This window comes from Streptomyces sp. enrichment culture, from assembly GCF_964273145.1.
In the GTDB taxonomy this organism is placed as follows: Bacteria; Actinomycetota; Actinomycetes; order Streptomycetales; family Streptomycetaceae; genus Streptomyces.
Genome location: NZ_OZ186873.1, coordinates 4,807,790 through 4,824,900, shown reverse-complemented (window position 1 = coordinate 4,824,900; position 17,111 = coordinate 4,807,790). Strand labels below are relative to the sequence as shown.

The following is a 17,111-nucleotide window of genomic DNA, read 5'->3' as shown; positions in this document are numbered from 1 at the left end:
GTACTCGTCGAACCCGTGTCCGTGATTTACGCCTCTACGCAGGTCTAAGGGTGCCATGCCGCACCCCTCCCACCCGCACCGGCATGGGCGGTGTGACCGGGCGCACGCACCCGGCCGGGGCCCGGCCGTCCGGGCCCGTCACACGTCCGGCACCCGTGCGTCCGCACGTCCGTTCGGACATCTGGCCGCCGTGCGTCCGTCCGGGGTCCAAGGCCCCGTGCAGCCGTCCGGTCATACGGGAACCCGGGCGCCCGCCAGGCTCTCCAGCGTCCGGCGCGTGCCGGGCCCCACCAGCACCGCCCACTCCCCCGGGGCGTCGGCCAGCCAGCCGGTCACGCGGGCGGCGAAGCCGGGGACGTGGCGGCCCAGGTCGGCCAGGGCGCGGTCGAAGCGGGCGGCGCCGTCCGGGGTGCGGACGAGGAGGAAGGCGGTGCGGTGGACGAGGCCGCGCAGGTCGTCGCCGTCGTGGCGGGCCGCGGCGCGCAGCAGGGCGTCCAGGACGGCGGGGTCGCGCTCACGCGCCAGCAGGACGTCGAGGAGTTCGCCGCGCAGCGGGCCGGAGGCGGGGGCGCCGGGGGTGGCGAGCACGGTGGCGAGGGCGGCCCGCACGGGCTCGGGGCCGCCGTCCAGGAGGCCGGTGACCAGGGGCAGGAGTACGGCGCGGACGTCACCGGCACCGGCTCCGGCGGGCTCCCGCGGGTCGAGGCGCTGCTCGACGTACGCGGCCACGTGGCGGACGTTCTCCGGGCGCTCGGCCACGGCCTCCCCGAGGACCTCGGCGACCCGGCCGGCGAGGTCCGGCGTGGCGGCGTCGGCGAGCCTGCGCAGCGCCTCCCCGGCGTCGGCACCGCGCAGGCGGGCCCGGAAGGCTTCCAGGACGGCTTGCGGATGGGTGGGCAGGGCCGCGGCCATCGCGACCGGCGGGAGGTAGGGGTCGCCCGCCGCGAAGTGCCGCAGGGCTCGCGGGAGATGCTGCGCGCGGGCGTCCGGGTCCTGGACGAGCAGGGCGAGCGCGCCGCCGTGCAGGACGGTGTCCTCGGGACGGTCCAGCAGGTGGAGGGCGGCGTGGCGCAGCAGGTCGCGGTCGGCGCCGGCGCGTACGTGCGGGGCGGCGCGCAGCCCGTACGTCACCGCCGCCACGCGCCGGGCGGGGCGCTCGTCGCGCGCCCACCGGACGGCGGCCCGGCACAGGGCGGACGGCTCTTCCTCCGCCAGGACGGTGAGGAGTTCCCCGGCCCGCCGGTTCGTGCTGCCGGCGAGCGCCTCGACGAGGTCGTCCAGGGCGAGGTGGCGCCGGGTGTGCAGCAGGGCCTGCGCGGCCGTGGCCACGGTGGCGTGCGGGGCGCGGGGCAGCGGCCGCTCGTCGTCGAACCAGCGGATCAGGAGCGGCTGTACGGCCCCGGGGTCGTCGGCGAGCAGCCGGGCCGCGGTGCCGAGGTAGCGGGGTCCGGGCTCGTGCGGAGGCCCGTCGGCGAGGACCAGGCGGCGGAGCAGATCGGCGCGGACGTCCCGGGGCAGGGCGAGCGCGGCCCAGAAGTCCGGGCCGAACTCCTCCGGTACGGGGCGGTCCTCCGCGCGCCAGGCCGTGATCCGGTCGGCGAGCAGCCGCAGGACGTCCGCGTACGGCGACGCGTCGGGTACGCGCGGCAGGACCTCGCCCAGCAGCCGGGCCGCCCACCAGGAGTGCGGGCCGGTCTCCATCGCGCACACCAAATCCTCTAGCTTGTCTGCGAGTTGGCGTCCACCCCGGTGGCGGGCGAGGTGCAGCATCGCCTCGGCGACGGAGCCGACGCGGTGGTACGGCACGGGGACGGGCCGGGCGCCGTGCCCGTCGCGCGGGGCGCGGTGGTGCACCAGGACGCGCAACGCCTCGTCCAGGTCGAGGTGGATGCCCTGGATCCAGTCGGCGAACTCCTCGTGGGCGAACCGGTAGCCGCTCGCGGCGGGCACGAGGAGGCCCTCGGCGAGGACGGCGAAGGCCCAGCCGGTGCCGCCGCCGAGCCGCGCCGGGGCCCGCCCCCAGGGGAACACCGAAGCGAACGCCTCCCGGTCCAGCGTGCCCTGCCCGGGGCCCAGGCTGCGCCGGGCGGCCTCGTGCGCCTGCCCGGCGACCTTCGCCGCCAGCCGCCGGACGGCGGTGCCGCGCAGGCCGTTCTCCGCCGCGAGGCGGGTCGCGATCCGCAGGCACATCAGGTCCAGGTGGGCCGAGAACACCTCGTCCCGGTCGGTGCGGACGGGGCCCCGGCCCCCGGGAAGCGCGGCACACACCTCCGACAGCAGCCGGAGCGTCAGCGGATGCCGCGCGTCGGCCTGCGGCAGGACTCCCTCGGGGACGCGGTACCGGGCGCGCGCCCGCCGGGCCTCCTCCTCCGTCAGGTCGCCCAGGGGAACGCAGGGCGGCAGGGGCCGGAGCGAGAACCAGGGCGGCGGGCCGCCGGGGACGGCCGGGAGGGGCGCGCTCTCCCCGGACCGCAACGCTTCCCCGGTCCCGGTCCCGCTCCCGGCCACGCCTCCGGTCCCGGCCCCGGTCACCCCCTTGGCCCCGGACACATTCACCGCTCCGGCCGCGCTCCCGGCCCCGATCGCATCCCCGGCACCGGCCGCACCACCAGCCTCGACCGCACCTCCAGCGCCGTACAGCGTCTCCCGCGGGAACTGCGCCCCCGCCCACTCCCAGTACTCCGCCCGGCACGCGACCACCAGCCGCGCCCCCGTCTCCCGCAGCCACCTCACCGTCCCCTCGGTCCACTCGCGCAGCCGGCGGGCCGGCAGCGGCGGCACCTCCTCGGGGCCGTCCAGGAACAGCAGCAGGGGACGGCCCGCCGTGCGGGCGGCCCGGGCCAGGTGCTCCGGGGCGACCTCACCCGGGCCGACGGGAAAGGCGCGGTCCGGGGCGGTCACGACGCGGGCGGCGCGGGCCAGCGCCCTGTGCGCCGCGTCGGCGACCGAGGTGTCGTCGTCCCGCAGGTCGGCACCGCACAGCCACAGCGCGGGGAGCGGTGCCCGGCCCGGGGGCCGGCGGGCGGCGAGGGCCGCGAGGGCGGTCGTACGGCCGCTGCCGGGCGCCCCGACGAGTCCGAGGACGGACGCCGGACCGCCGGCGAACGCGCACAGCTCCCGGACGACGCCCATCCGTTCGACTGGCTCGACCGCGGTGCCGCCCGGGCCGAAGGGTCCCGGCGGGCCGTCCCGGCCGGCCGAGGCGGCCGTCAGTTCGAGGACGCCCGCCAGGTTGAGGTCGGCGCCGTATGCCGGGACCGTCGCCGCGTTCTCGGCGAGCAGGTCGGCGAGCGGACCGTCGGCGTGCCCGCGGCGTCCCGCCCCGGCGGGGCCGGGGGCGCGGGCGAGCAGCGGCACGGCGAAGCAGGCCTCACGCGGCCCGGAGCGCAGGGCGGTGCCGAGGACACCGACCACGGCACCGGTCGCGGTGTCGACCACCGGTCCCCCGGCCGCTCCCCCGCCCGGCCGCAGCGCGTCCCGCCCCGCCGTGCCGACCGCCAGGTCCAGTGCCCCGCCGAGGAGGTGGGAGCGGTCCGTGGCCGTGTACGTCACCTCGCCGCTCCCGAGGATCCGCGCCTCGCGCCAGCGGCCCGCGGCGATCCGCACATAGGTGCCGGGCTCGATACGGTCGCGCACGGTGACGGGCAGGGGCGCCGCGTCCAGGCCCTCGGCGCGGACCAGGGCCAGGCCCCTGTGGGGCAGCGGGGTCACCGCGTCGGCGGTCACGACCCGGGCGCTCGCGCCGGCGCCGTACAGGGCGAGGCGGGGCAGGCCGTCGACCGCTTCGTGGCTGGTGATCACCGTGCCGTGGTGGTCGGCGGCGAATCCGGTGCCGCGCAGGCGGCCGGCCGGGTCGTGGATGCGGACCAGGGCGGCGTCGGAGGCGTGCCCCCGGGGCCCGAGCCCTTCGGCCGCTCCGAAGCGGGGCGCGCGCTCCTCTCGGGACCGGTTCCGCGACGTCATCGTCGAGCCTCCCCGCGTACACCGCCGTCCACCCTGCCGTGGGTCCGACGTTAGGCGGGAGATGATCAGCGGGACAGTTCGTGTGCCGAACGCGCCCCCTTCCGCTCCCCCGGTTCACTCCGAGCGCCTGCCCGGACGGGTGAACGGAGCGGGGGTCTTGGATACACCTCGGAAGGCGGGGGAAGCGAGGGGGGACCGTGGAGCGGCGGCTTGGGGGTCCCGTGGCCGCCGTTCCACGGGCGGGACCGGCCGGCCCGCGGACGCACGTGCTCCTCAGCCGAAGACGGCGAGGCTCTTGGCCTTCCCCCGGTGGTGCTCGACGAGGGCCAGGAAGCGGTCCTCGGGCCCGAAGACGGCCACCGCACCGGCACCCGCGTACACCTCGGGCATCTCCAGCCGTACGCCGTTGGCGAGCAGCCGGGCGCGCCGGTCGTCCACGTCCCAGCGCGGGAACGCGGCGGCGGCCGCCTCGGCGAGCGGCAGCACGGTCAGCTCCTGCTGGAGCTGGTCCAGGGTGCGCGCCGCGTCCAGCTTGTACGGGCCGACGCGGGTGCGGCGCAGGGCGGTGAGGTGGCCGCCGACGCCCAGACCGGCGCCCAGGTCGCGGGCGAGCGCGCGGATGTAGGTGCCGGAGGAGCAGACCACCGACACCACCAGGTCCAGCACCGGCGTGCCGTCCTCGGCGACGGCGTCCCGGACGTCGTACACGGTGAAGGAGGAGACGGTGACGGGCCGGGCGGGGATGTCGAACTCCTCGCCCTCCCTGGCCCGCTTGTAGGAGCGCACGCCGTTGATCTTGATGGCGCTGACCCGGGACGGCACCTGCATGATCTCCCCGGTCAGCTCGGCGATCCGGGCGTCGATGTCCTCCCGCCCGACCTTGGAGGCGTCGGTGGACGCGGTGATCTCGCCCTCGGCGTCGTCGGTGAGCGTCGTCTGGCCCAGACGGACGGTGCCGAGGTACTCCTTCTCGGTGAGGGCGAGGTGCCCGAGGAGCTTGGTGGCCTTCTCCACGCCGAGGACGAGGACGCCGGTGGCCATCGGGTCGAGGGTGCCGGCGTGCCCGATGCGCCGCGTCCTCGCGATGCCCCGCATCTTGGCGACGACGTCGTGCGAAGTGAAGCCCGACGGCTTGTCGACGATGACGAGGCCGTCGGGCGGGGTGTGCTTGGCGGTCATTCGGCGGTGTCGTCCGTCTCGTCTGCGGGCTTCTTGTACGGGTCGGCGCCACCGGCGTAGGAGGCGCCCGCGGACGCCTCGCGCACCTTCTCGTCGGACTGCCGCGCCTTGTCGAGGAGGTCCTCGATGGTCCGGGCGGTGTCCGGCAGGGCGTCCATGACGAAGGTGAGGGTCGGCGTGAACTTCACGCCCGCCGCCCGGCCCACCTCCGAGCGCAGGACGCCCTTGGCGCTCTCCAGACCGGCTGCCGCGGCCTGGCGCTCCTCGTCGTCGCCGTAGACGGTGTAGAAGACGGTCGCCTCCCGGAGGTCACCCGTGACCCGGGTGTCCGTGATGGTGACGTGAGAGCCGAGCCGCGGGTCCTTGATCCCGCGCTGCAGCTTCTGGGCCACCACCTCTCGGATGAGGTCCGCCAGCCTCTTAGCCCGCGCGTTGTCGGCCACTGGTCCGTCTCCCGTTCTTTCTTTTCTTCGTGTCGTGCTTGGGTCGGCTCGGTTCGTCAGTCGTCGTCGCCGTGGAAGCGCCGTCGGACCGACAGCAGCTCCACCTCGGGACGGCCGGCGACCAGCCGCTCGCACCGGTCCAGTACGTCGGTCAGGTGCCCCGCGTCGGCGGAGACCGCCGCGAGGCCGATACCGGCCCTGCGGTGGAGGTCCAGATGGTCCACCTCGGCGACGCTCACGGCGTACTTCCGCTGGAGCTCGGCGACGATCGGGCGGACGACGGAGCGCTTCTCCTTCAGCGAGTGCACGTCGCCGAGGAGGAGGTCGAAGGACAGCGTCCCCACATACATGTGCAACCGGTTCACCCGCCGGTACGGGATCGATGGCCCTGCCATCCGTACGGGCAGGGACATCAAGAACGGTACCCCGAACACGCGCGCTGCCTCGACGGGGTTTCCGCCCGGTCCGCGCGCGCCCGGGGACGCGGCACTGGCCGACGGGAACGGATGTCCCGTCGGCCAGTGCCCACCGTCTGCCGGGTGTTACGCCCGCGGCTTCTCGCGCATCTCGTACGTCGCGATGACGTCGTCGACCTTGATGTCGTTGAAGTTTCCGAGGTTGATACCGCCCTCGAAGCCTTCGCGGATCTCGGTGACGTCGTCCTTGAAGCGACGCAGACCCTCGATGGTGAGGTTCTCCGCGATGACCTTGCCGTCGCGGATGAGGCGCGCCTTGCTGTTGCGGCGTACCTCGCCGGAGCGGATGAGCACACCCGCGATGTTGCCCAGCTTGGACGAGCGGAAGACCTCGCGGATCTCCGCCGTGCCGAGCTCGACCTCTTCGTACTCCGGCTTGAGCATGCCCTTGAGGGCCGCCTCGATCTCCTCGATCGCCTGGTAGATGACCGAGTAGTACCGGACGTCCACGCCTTCGCGCTCGGCCATCTGCGCGGCACGCCCGGCGGCGCGCACGTTGAAGCCGATCACGATGGCGTCGGAGCCCATCGCCAGGTCGATGTCGGACTCCGTGACCGCACCGACGCCGCGGTGCAGGACGCGGATGTCGACCTCTTCGCCGACGTCCAGCTGGAGCAGGGAGGACTCCAGGGCCTCGACGGAACCGGAAGCGTCACCCTTGATGATCAGGTTCAGCTGCTGGACCTCGCCGGCCTTGAGCACCTTGTCCAGGTCCTCCAGGGAGACGCGGCGCGTGCGCTTGGCGAACGCCGCGTTCCGCTCACGGGCGGCACGCTTCTCCGCGATCTGGCGGGCCGTACGGTCCTCGTCGACCACGATGAAGTTGTCGCCGGCGCCCGGGACGTTGGTCAGGCCCAGGACCTGGACCGGCATCGACGGGCCGGCCTCGGCCACGTTGTTGCCGTTGTCGTCGAGCATGGCGCGGACGCGGCCGTAGGCGTCGCCCACCACCATCGTGTCGCCGACCCGCAGCGTGCCTCGCTGGACGAGGACCGTCGCCACGGCACCGCGGCCGCGGTCCAGGCGGGACTCGATCGCGATGCCCTGCGCGTCCTGGTTGGGGTTGGCCCGCAGGTCGAGCGAGGCGTCGGCGGTGAGGACCACGGCCTCCAGCAGGGAGTCGATGTGCAGACCCTGCTTGGCGGAGATGTCGACGAACATGGTGTCGCCGCCGTACTCCTCGGCCACCAGGCCGTACTCGGTCAGCTGACCGCGCACCTTGGTCGGGTCGGCGCCCTCGACGTCGATCTTGTTGACCGCGACCACGATCGGCACGTCGGCCGCCTTGGCGTGGTTCAGGGCCTCGACCGTCTGCGGCATCACACCGTCGTTGGCCGCGACCACGAGGATCGCGATGTCCGTCGACTTCGCACCGCGGGCACGCATGGCGGTGAACGCCTCGTGACCCGGGGTGTCGATGAAGGTGATCTTCCGCTCTTCGTCGTTGACCTCGGTCGTGACCTGGTAGGCACCGATGTGCTGGGTGATGCCACCGGCCTCGCCCGCGATGACGTTCGTCTTGCGGATCGCGTCGAGCAGTCGGGTCTTACCGTGGTCGACGTGACCCATGACGGTCACCACCGGCGGACGGACGACCAGGTCCTCCTCGGAGCCCTCGTCCTCACCGAACTCGATGTCGAAGGACTCGAGCAGCTCGCGGTCCTCCTCCTCCGGGCTGACGATCTGAACGGTGTAGTTCATCTCGCCGGCGAGGAGTTCCAGCGTCTCGTCGGAGACGGACTGGGTCGCGGTGACCATCTCGCCGAGGTTCATCATGACCGCGACGAGCGACGCCGGGTTGGCGTTGATCTTCTCCGCGAAGTCGGTGAGCGACGCACCGCGCGACAGGCGAATGGTCTCGCCGTTGCCGCGAGGCAGCATCACGCCGCCGACCGACGGGGCCTGCATGGCCTCGTACTCCTGGCGCCTCTGCCGCTTCGACTTGCGGCCGCGACGCGCGGGACCGCCGGGACGGCCGAAGGCGCCCTGCGTGCCACCGCGGCCACCGGGACCGCCGGGACGGCCGCCGAAGCCGGGACGGCCACCGCCGCCGCCGAAGCCGCCGCCACCGCCGGGACGGCCGGCGAAGCCGCCGCCACCGCCGGGACGACCGGCACCGCCGCCGCCACCGGGACGGCCGGCGAAGCCGCCGCCGCCCGGACGCGCGCCGCCGCCGGGACGGCCGGCTCCGGCCGGGCCGCGGCCGCCGCCGGGACCGCCGCCGGGGCGCGGGCCGGCAGCGGGACGCTGCGGCATCATGCCGGGGTTCGGACGCGGGCCGCCGGGGCCGCCGCCGGGACGGGGGCCGCCCTGCGGACGCGGCATCGAGCCCGGGGTCGGACGCGGACCGCCCGGAGCCTGGGGACGGGGACCGCCGCCCTGGGCACCGCCGGGACCCTGCGGACGCGGGCCGGGGGCGCCGGGCGCGGCCGGACGGGGGCCCTGCGGACGGGGCGCCTGGGGGCGCGCCATGCCGGCGTTGCCACCGGAGGTGAAGGGGTTGTTGCCCGGACGCGGGCCGGCCGGACGGCCGCCCGGACGCGGCGCCGGGGCGCCGGGGCGTCCGCCGCCCTGACCGGCGGGACGGCCCTGGCCGCCCTGCTGGCCCTGGCCGGAGCCCGGACGGTTGCCGGGCTTGGGCGCGCCGGGACGGGCACCACCGGGCTTCGGACCGGCCGGAGCCGGGGCCGGAGCGGACGGCGGAGCGGTGAACTCCGGAGCCGCGGGGGCCGGACGCGGCGCGGGCTTGGGGCCCGGCGTCGGGCGCGGACCGGGGGAGGCCGGCGCGGGCGCCGACGGAGCCGCGGGCTGCTGGGCGGCCGGAGGCTTGGGGGCGGCCGGCCGCGGGGCGGCCGGAGCCGGACGTGCCGCCTGCGCCGGGGCCGGCGCGGCGGGCTTGGGGGCGGCCTTCTTGGGGGCCGCCGGCCGGGCGGCGGACTTGCCGTTGCCGCCCTGCTGGAATGCGTCAGTCAGTTTGCGTACGACAGGCGCTTCGATCGTCGAAGACGCCGAACGGACGAATTCACCGAGTTCCTGGAGCTTGGCCATGACGACCTTGCTCTCCACACCGAACTCCTTGGCGAGTTCGTATACCCGGACCTTAGCCACTTCGCTCCTTTGAGGTCCGGGTTGCGTCCGGACCGTCGCTAGTTCATGGGCGTACTCATCGCGTACTCATCGAGTGCTCATCGCAATCTCGACCTGCTTTCGACTCGCGAGGTACCAGACCGCACGGGGTTCCGTGCGGTACGTCTTCCTTACCAGGTTGCCCTCAGCAACCCTGTGCCTGCTCGACGTGGTGGCGCAACGCCTTTACGTCGAGCGGTCCCGGGACGCGCAGTGCCCGCGGGAACGCCCGGCGGCGTACCGCCTGATCGAGACAGGCCGTGGCGGGGTGTACGTACGCACCCCGGCCTGGCAGCGTACCGCGCGGATCGGGGACGCACGCGCCCTCGACCGCCACGATCCGCAGTAGTTCGTTCTTGACCGCTCGCTCCCGGCACCCCACACAGGTGCGCTCAGGGCATGCGCGGGCATGCGTCCGGCCAGACACTCCTCAGTCTACCTCCCCGGGCCGACATCACCCCTACGAGGGGAGAATCGAACACGTGGCGCACCGGAAGCTGTCGTAATGTCAGCGTTCCACGGCCCGGATCCATTCCCCGGTCGGCCCAACGATCTCTTTCCCGGCCGGTCGCGGGCTATTCCGCCGACTGCTCGGTGTCCGGGCGGATGTCGATGCGCCAGCCGGTCAGCCGGGCCGCGAGCCGGGCGTTCTGCCCTTCCTTGCCGATCGCCAGCGACAGCTGGTAGTCGGGCACGGTCACCCGCGCGGACCGGGACGCCATGTCCACGATCTCCACCTTGGAGACACGGGCGGGCGAGAGCGCGTGCGCCACCATCTCGGCCGGGTCCTCCGACCAGTCGACGATGTCGATCTTCTCACCGTTCAGCTCGGCCATGACGTTGCGCACACGGCCGCCCATGGGGCCGATGCAGGCGCCCTTGGCGTTCAGGCCCGACCGGGTGGAGCGGACGGCGATCTTGGTGCGGTGACCTGCCTCACGGGCGATCGCGGCGATCTCGACGGATCCGTCGGCGATCTCCGGCACCTCCAGGGCGAAGAGCTTCTTCACCAGGTTGGGGTGGGTGCGGGACAGGGTCACGGACGGTCCGCGCACGCCCTTGGCGACCCGGACGACGTACGACCGCAGGCGCATGCCGTGCGGGTAGGTCTCGCCGGGGACCTGTTCCTGCACGGGCAGGATGGCCTCCAGCTTGCCGATGTCGACCAGCACGTTCTTCGGGTCGCGGCCCTGCTGGACCACGCCGGTGACGATGTCGCCCTCGCGGCCGGCGTACTCGCCGAGCGTCGCGTCGTCCTCGGCGTCGCGCAGCCGCTGCAGGATGACCTGCTTGGCGGTGGTGGCGGCGATACGGCCGAAGCCGGACGGGGTGTCGTCGAACTCGCGGGGTTCCCGGCCCTCTTCGAGGTCGTCGGGGTCCTCCTTCGCCCACACGGTCACATGTCCGGTCTCCCGGTCGAGCTCCACGCGCGCGTGCCGGCGGCTTCCCTCGGTGCGGTGGTAGGCGATGAGGAGGGCGGACTCGATCGCTTCGACCAGCAGGTCGAAGGAGATCTCTTTCTCCCGTACCAAGCCCCGCAGGGCGCTCATGTCGATGTCCACGGCTACGCCTCCTCTTCCTTCTTGTGGGACGTGTCGTCCTTGCGGTTGAACTCGACCTGCACGCGCGCCCTGGCGATGTCGCCGAAGGCGAGTCTGCGTGCGGTGGGCTTGCGCCCCTTGACCCCGGGGACCTCGACGTCGACACCGTCGTCGTCGACGGTCAGGATTCTGGCCACCAGCTCGCCGCCCTCCGCCAGCTGGAACTTCGCCAGCCGGCCGGTGGCGCGCACGTAGTGCCGGTGTTCCGTGAGGAGGCGCTCCGCGCCCGGGGTTCCCACTTCGAGGGTGTACTCGCCCTCGCCCATCGCGTCGCTCTCGTCGAGCTTCGCCGAGAGCGCGCGGCTCACATCGGCGATCCGGTCCAGGTCGGCACCGGTGTCGGAGTCGACGACGACGCGCAGCACCCGCTTGCGTCCGACCGAGTCCACCGCGATCTCCTCGAGATCCAGCCCCTGGGAGGTGACGAGCGGTTCCAGCAGTTCTCGCAGCCTCTCGCTCTGGGTGGTGCTCATCCGGGTGACTCCTCGGCCGCGTGTGCTGTTGTGGGATGGTCGCGTGTCAGGTCAAAGGGTATCCGGTCCGGAAGGGTGTTGCCGTCCACCCGGGCAGCGCGGCGGCGGCGACCCGGTGCCGCCGAGTGGTGCCGGGCGGGCCTCCGGGTAACGTGATCATGGGTCCGCCGCCCCGCGTTCCGGATCGCTTCGAGTCACTTCCGTTCACCCTCTCTCATTTTTCTCCCCTTCAAGTCCCCTTCGTTGTCGTATTTCTGTCGCATCCTGTTGCATCCTGTTGCACTCCGGCCACACCTCCGCCGTCATCCCTGTCACCGTCCCTGCCGTCGTTTCTGTCGTCGTTTCTGTCGCATTCGTTTCGTACGAGTTCCCGAGGACGTCTGCCGTGCCGCCGTTCACCTCATCGCCGCGCACCCGCCGGGGGCCGCGCAGAAGGAGCCTGCTCGCCTCGGCCGCCGGGGCCGCCCTGCTCGCGGGCTGCTCGTCCGGGCCGGGCTCCGGCAGCACGGACGGCAGCCCGGCGGAAGCCGCACGGGCCCGCGCGCGGGCGGCCCGTGACAGCGAGCGACTTGCCGCGCGCTACGACGCGGTGATCGCCGCGCATCCGGGACTGGCCGGACGGTTGCGGCCGCTGCGGGAGGAGGTCGTGCGGCACGCGCAGGCGTTCGGCGGCACCCCGGCGGCCGGACCGCAGGCGTCCCCCGCCCGGGTGTCGCCCTCCCCTTCCCCGTCGGCCGCCGTGCCGGGGGACGAGAAGGAGGCCCTGGCCGAACTCGCCGCGGCCGAGCGGGCGCTGGCCGACCGGCGGGCCGGGGCGCTGGCGGACGTGCCGGGCGAACTGGCGCGGCTGCTGGCCTCGGTGGCGGCGGCCGGGGCGGCACACGTGTATCTGCTGACGGAGGGTGACGGGTGAGCGAGGCGAGGGACCGGGAGCTGGACGCCCTTCAGGCGGCGCTGGCGGCCGAGCACGCGGCGGTGTACGGCTACGGGGTCGTCGGCGGCCGGATCGGCGAGGAGCGGCGCGCCCAGGCACGCGCGGCCTACGACGCGCACCGCGCGCGCCGGGACGCGCTGGTGCGCCAGGTCCGCGACCGGGGCGGCGAGCCGGTCGCCGCGGCGGCGGGCTACGCGCTGCCCTTCCCGGTGCCGGACGCCGACGCGGCGGTGCGGCTGGCGGCCGAACTGGAGGACAGGGTGGCCGGGGTCTACTCCGACCTGGTGCGCGCGGCCCCGGGCGAACGGCGGGCCGCGGCGGCGGACGCGCTGCGGGAAGCCGCGGTCCGGGCGGTGCGCTGGCGCGGCGGGAGCGTAGCCTTCCCTGGTCTGGCCGAGCGGGCCGCCGCCGGCCCGTCGGCCTCGACGGCACCGACGGCGTGAGCACGTACGGGGAGGACACGTACGGGAGGGCGCGTACGGGACGAGGCCCACAGGACGGCACGCAGTACGGGAAGGGAACGACTCGCGCATGGCTTTCGAACCGCCGCGGCGCCTGGTCAGGGCACTCGGCGAGACGGCACCGGACGGTGACGACTGGCTGGAGCGGCTGCCCTCGCTGGCGCGGCACGCGGTCGCGCTGCGCGGGTTGACCGTCGAGCGGGTGCAGGTGCCCGGCGGGCGCAGCAGCCTGGTCGTGCTGGTGCGGCGGCCGGACGGGACACCGGCCGTGCTGAAGCTGGCCCCGCCGCGGGCGCGGCCGGGAAGTGAGCGGGTCGCGCTCGCGCACTGGGATGGCCGGGGCGCCGTACGGCTGCTCGACGACGCGGACGCGGCCGAGGGCGTCCTGCTGCTGGAGCGGCTGCGCCCGGACGTGTCGGTGCGGTCGCTGCCGGAGGCGAAGGCGCTGCTGGAGGCGGCGGGAACGCTGCGGCGGCTGTGGGTCGAGCCACCCGCCGGACACCCGTTCGAGACGGTGGCGGAGCGGACCGGGCGGCAGGCCCGGGCCATGCGGGCGGGCGCCGCGGCCGATCCGGAGGTGGCGCCGCTGGTGGAGGCGGCGCTCGCGGTGCGCGAGGAGCTGCTGGCCGCGCCGCCCGAACGGCTGCTGCTGCACGGCACGTTCCGGCAGAGCAAGGTGCTGGCCGGGGACCGGATGCCGTGGCTGGCCGTGGGGCCGGACCCGGTGGTCGGCGAGAGCGCCTTCGACCTGGCGCGGCTGGTGCGGGACCGGGTGGAGGACCTGATCGCGCAGCCGTCGGGGGCGACGACCACCCGGCGGCGGGTGAAGCGGCTCGCCGAGTCGCTGGAGGTCGACCAGGAGCGGCTGCGCGGCTGGACGCTGTTCCGGGCGGTGGAATCGGGCGTACGGGCCCGCCGGGTCGGCCGGGAGAAGGACGCGGAGCTGTTGCTGGAGTTCGCGGGCTGGCTGTAGCCGCCCGGACACGCCTCGGGGCGCCCGCCGGCCGGTGGGCGCCCCGAGGCGTGCGGGGTCGGCGGGTCAGGCCGTCAGGCGGGCGACGGCCTCCTCGACCGTCAGTTCCTCGCGCTCGCCGGTGCGGCGGTCCTTGAGTTCGACGACGCCCTCGCCGGCGCGCCGTCCGGCGACCAGGATCGTCGGCACGCCGATCAGCTCGGCGTCGGTGAACTTCACGCCGGGCGAGACGCCGGCCCGGTCGTCCACCAGGACGCGGACGCCGGCGGCGGCCAGCTTGCCGGAGACGTCGAGGGCCAGCTCGGTCTGGAGGGCCTTGCCCGCGGCGACGACGTGGACGTCGGCCGGGGCGACCTCCTTGGGCCAGACCAGGCCCTTGTCGTCGGCGTGCTGCTCGACGAGGGCGGCGACGGCGCGGGAGACGCCGATGCCGTAGGAACCCATGGTGACGCGGGCCGGCTTGCCGTTCTGGCCGAGGACGTCGAGCTTGAGGGCGTCGGCGTACTTGCGGCCGAGCTGGAAGATGTGGCCGATCTCGATGGCGCGGTCCAGCTTCAGGCCGGTGCCGCACTTCGGGCAGGGGTCGCCCTCCTGGACGACCACGACGTCGACGTACTCGTCGACCTCGAAGTCGCGGCCCGCGACGACGTTCCTGGCGTGCGTGTCGGCCTTGTTGGCGCCGGTGATCCAGGCGGTGCCGGGGGCCACGCGCGGATCGGCGAGGTAGCGGACCTTCTTCAGGCCCTGCGGGCCGACGTAGCCGCGGACCAGGTCGGGGCGGGCCGCGAAGTCCGCCTCGGTGACCATCTCGACGGTCGCCGGGGCGAAGTGGGCCTCGACCTTGTCCAGGTCGACCTCGCGGTCGCCGGGGACGCCGATGGCGACGATCTCGCCGTCGACCTTGACGAGGAGGTTCTTCAGGGTGGCGGAGGCCGGGACGCCGAGGGAGGCGGCGAGGGTCTCGATGGTGGGGGTGCCGGGGGTGGGGATGTCCTCGGCGGCGGGTACGCCGGAGGCGTCGACCGGCTTCAACTCGTAGCTGACCGCCTCGGTGTTGGCGGCGAAGTCGCAGTTCGGGCAGTCCGCGAAGGTGTCCTCGCCGGCGTCGGCCGGGGCGAGGAACTCCTCCGACTTGGAGCCGCCCATGGCGCCGGCGGTGGCGGCGCAGATGCGGTAGTCGAGGCCGAGGCGCTCGAAGATGCGCTGGTAGGCCTGGCGGTGCAGGGCGTAGGACTCGGCGAGGCCCTCGTCGGCGACGTCGAAGGAGTAGGAGTCCTTCATCAGGAACTCGCGGCCGCGCAGGATGCCCGCGCGCGGCCGGGCCTCGTCGCGGAACTTGGTCTGGATCTGGTACAGGATGACCGGCAGGTCCTTGTAGGAGGACGCCTGGTCCTTCACGAGGAGGGTGAAGATCTCCTCGTGGGTGGGGCCGAGGAGATAGTCGCCGCCCTTGCGGTCCTTCAGGCGGAACAGCTCGGGGCCGTACTCGTCCCAGCGGCCGGTCGCCTCGTACGGCTCGCGCGGCAGCAGGGCCGGGAGCAGCACCTCCTGGGCGCCGATGGCGTCCATCTCCTCGCGGACGATCCGCTCGACGTTGGCGAGGACCTTCTTGCCCAGCGGGAGCCAGGTCCAGATGCCGGCGGCGGTGCGGCGGACGTAGCCGGCGCGGACGAGCAGCTTGTGGCTGAGGACCTCGGCGTCCGCCGGGTCGTCGCGCAACGTCTTCGCCAACAACTGGGACATGCGCTGGACCGGTGCGTTCGCCATGGTTCTCGTATCTCCTGCTGCTGAAGGTCCCCCCGCCCCGGCGAAGCCGGGAGTGCGGGAGAGGGTGATATGGCAAACGAGGTTAGCCGGGCGGTCCGGCGGGGCGGAAATCGGCCGGGGGCCGGGGGCTTCCGAGGGATCTCCGGGGAAGGGGAGCGGCGTGCGGTGCGTGCTCCCGGCGTGGGGGCCCGGCGACGCCGCGGGGATCCGCAGGAAGCCCTTACGGCCTGCGCAGGGGCAGGGGGGCGCCCATCACGGCGTACGGCTTGGGGGCGCTGGGGAAGATCACCTGGCGGGCGAGGTCGCGGTAGCCCAGGGAGCGGTACAGGGCGCGGGCCGGGCTCTCGGTGTCGATGGCCGACAGGATGGAGCGGGGCTCGGCGGCGCCGTCGGTGATCGTGGTGATCAGGGCGCGGCCGATGCCGTGGTTCTGGTGGCGGGGGTGGACGTGCAGCTCGGTGATGACGAAGGAGTCGTCGAGCCAGTCCTCGTGGTCCCGGGCGCGCAGATAGGGCTCGACGACGGTGGACCACCAGTGGGAGCGGTCGTTGGGCATGCCGTAGACGAAGCCGACGAGGTCGCCCGACGCGGTGGTCGCGCCGAGGGCCCGGGCCCCGGGGCAGGTCATGTGGCGCAGGACGATCTGGCGGCGCACGGCGACCTCGTCGGCGCCCAGACCGAAGGCGACGGCCTGGACCGCGAGGGCTTCGTCGACGCGGGCGGAGAGGTCCAGGGGGCCGATCACGAGGTCCATGGCGGGGAGCCTACCCGCGTGTGCCGGACCGTATGGGGGCGGAGCCCCGGCTGGTCAGAACAGCACGCTCATGAACGCGCCGGCCTCCTGGAAGCCCACCTTCCGGTAGGTGCGGCGGGCGGGGGTGTTGAAGTCGTTCACGTACAGGCTCGCGACCGGGGCGATCTCGGTGAGCGCGTAGCGCAGGACGGCGGCCATGCCGGGGGCGGCAAGGCCCTGGCCCCGGTACTCGGGTGCCACCCACACGCCCTGGATCTGGCAGGCCCGGTCGGTCACGGCGCCGATCTCGGCTTTGAAGACGACGCGGCCGTCGGCGTCGAAGCGGGCGAAGGAGCGGCCGGAGCCGACCAGTTCGGCGACGCGGGCCTGGTAGAGCAGGCCGCCGTCGCCGGCGAGCGGGGAGACGCCGACCTCCTCGGTGAACATGGCCACGCACGCCGGCAGGATCGTGTCCATCTCGTCCTTGCGGACGCGGCGGACCCGGGGGTCGGGGGCGACACCGGCGGGCATGCGGTCGGTGATCATGAGGGGCTGGCGGGCGCGGACCTCGCGGGCCGGGCCCCAGTCGGGTTCGAGCAGCCGCCACAGCTGGGCGGTGGGCCCGGCGGGACCGACGATGGAGGAGCAGCGGCGGCCGGCGCGGCGGGCGCGGTCGGCGAAGGCGCGGACCGCGCGCGGAGTGGCGCACAGGGGGACGAGGTTGGCGCCCGCGTAGCACAGGGACGTCAGCGTGCCGTCCTCGTACCAGCCCCACATCTCGCCGCCGAGGCGCCACGGGTCGAGGCCGGCGACCTGCACGCGGGACGTCACGAAGGCGTTCGCGACCGGCTCGCGGTCGAGGACGGCGAGCGCGGCGTCCAGGTCGCCCGGTCCGAGCACGCGGGAGGTGGTCTGCGTCAACACGGTGCGGGGCCTCACCTCCAAGGTCGCTGGTCCCCGCACTGTACCTGCCGTGAAACGG

Annotated in this window: 14 protein-coding genes; 3 read left to right on the top strand and 11 right to left on the bottom strand. The window is 74.3% G+C overall.

Features of this window, described 5'->3' with window-relative positions; all coding sequences use genetic code 11:
- Nucleotides 1-231: 231 nt before the first annotated feature.
- The 8 genes from ACSU6Z_RS21825 to rimP form a co-directional block, all read right to left on the bottom strand.
- Nucleotides 232-3,963, bottom strand: coding sequence for a trypsin-like peptidase domain-containing protein (locus tag ACSU6Z_RS21825; RefSeq protein ID WP_437047990.1), 3,732 nt, complete (start codon nt 3,961-3,963; stop codon nt 232-234).
- A 273-nt stretch (nt 3,964-4,236) separates the two neighbouring features.
- A complete protein-coding gene (gene truB / locus ACSU6Z_RS21820) occupies nt 4,237-5,142 on the bottom strand; it encodes a tRNA pseudouridine(55) synthase TruB (RefSeq protein WP_437047989.1) in 906 nt (301 codons plus the stop codon).
- A complete protein-coding gene (gene rbfA / locus ACSU6Z_RS21815) occupies nt 5,139-5,585 on the bottom strand; it encodes a 30S ribosome-binding factor RbfA (RefSeq protein WP_437047987.1) in 447 nt (148 codons plus the stop codon). The genes truB and rbfA overlap by 4 nt, the downstream gene beginning before the upstream one ends.
- Before the next feature lie 56 nt (nt 5,586-5,641).
- Nucleotides 5,642-5,935: a DUF503 domain-containing protein gene (locus ACSU6Z_RS21810; protein WP_437023004.1), complete on the bottom strand. Its 294-nt coding sequence runs from the start codon at nt 5,933-5,935 to the stop codon at nt 5,642-5,644.
- A 192-nt stretch (nt 5,936-6,127) separates the two neighbouring features.
- On the bottom strand, nt 6,128-9,169 hold the full coding sequence (gene infB, locus ACSU6Z_RS21805) for a translation initiation factor IF-2 (protein WP_437047985.1): 3,042 nt from the start codon (nt 9,167-9,169) through the stop codon (nt 6,128-6,130).
- A gap of 163 nt (nt 9,170-9,332) precedes the next feature.
- A complete protein-coding gene (locus tag ACSU6Z_RS21800) occupies nt 9,333-9,614 on the bottom strand; it encodes a YlxR family protein (RefSeq protein WP_437015732.1) in 282 nt (93 codons plus the stop codon).
- A gap of 148 nt (nt 9,615-9,762) precedes the next feature.
- Nucleotides 9,763-10,749: a transcription termination factor NusA gene (nusA, locus tag ACSU6Z_RS21795; protein WP_437047983.1), complete on the bottom strand. Its 987-nt coding sequence runs from the start codon at nt 10,747-10,749 to the stop codon at nt 9,763-9,765.
- A gap of 2 nt (nt 10,750-10,751) precedes the next feature.
- A complete protein-coding gene (rimP, locus tag ACSU6Z_RS21790) occupies nt 10,752-11,261 on the bottom strand; it encodes a ribosome maturation factor RimP (protein ID WP_437047982.1) in 510 nt (169 codons plus the stop codon).
- 385 nt (nt 11,262-11,646) lie between these two features.
- Between rimP and ACSU6Z_RS21785 the strand changes: the two genes are divergently transcribed.
- The 3 genes from ACSU6Z_RS21785 (at nt 11,647) to ACSU6Z_RS21775 (ending at nt 13,629) form a co-directional block, all read left to right on the top strand.
- Nucleotides 11,647-12,174, top strand: a complete 528-nt coding sequence (locus ACSU6Z_RS21785) for a hypothetical protein (RefSeq protein ID WP_437047980.1) — start codon at nt 11,647-11,649, stop codon at nt 12,172-12,174.
- Nucleotides 12,171-12,638, top strand: a complete 468-nt coding sequence (locus ACSU6Z_RS21780) for a ferritin-like domain-containing protein (RefSeq protein WP_437047979.1) — start codon at nt 12,171-12,173, stop codon at nt 12,636-12,638. Before ACSU6Z_RS21785 ends, ACSU6Z_RS21780 begins: the two co-directional genes overlap by 4 nt.
- Before the next feature lie 88 nt (nt 12,639-12,726).
- Nucleotides 12,727-13,629, top strand: a complete 903-nt coding sequence (locus ACSU6Z_RS21775) for an aminoglycoside phosphotransferase family protein (RefSeq protein WP_437047977.1) — start codon at nt 12,727-12,729, stop codon at nt 13,627-13,629.
- A 66-nt stretch (nt 13,630-13,695) separates the two neighbouring features.
- Here the strand turns inward: ACSU6Z_RS21775 and ACSU6Z_RS21770 are convergent, their stop codons facing one another.
- The 3 genes from ACSU6Z_RS21770 to ACSU6Z_RS21760 form a co-directional block, all read right to left on the bottom strand.
- On the bottom strand, nt 13,696-15,396 hold the full coding sequence (locus ACSU6Z_RS21770) for a proline--tRNA ligase (protein ID WP_437047975.1): 1,701 nt from the start codon (nt 15,394-15,396) through the stop codon (nt 13,696-13,698).
- Between the two features lie 220 nt (nt 15,397-15,616).
- Entirely contained in the window at nt 15,617-16,150 is a 534-nt protein-coding gene (locus tag ACSU6Z_RS21765; protein ID WP_437047973.1) for a GNAT family N-acetyltransferase, read from the bottom strand.
- A gap of 54 nt (nt 16,151-16,204) precedes the next feature.
- Complete coding sequence (locus ACSU6Z_RS21760) at nt 16,205-17,053, bottom strand: GNAT family N-acetyltransferase (protein WP_437047971.1); 849 nt, start codon at nt 17,051-17,053, stop codon at nt 16,205-16,207.
- Between the last annotated feature and the right edge of the window lie 58 nt (nt 17,054-17,111).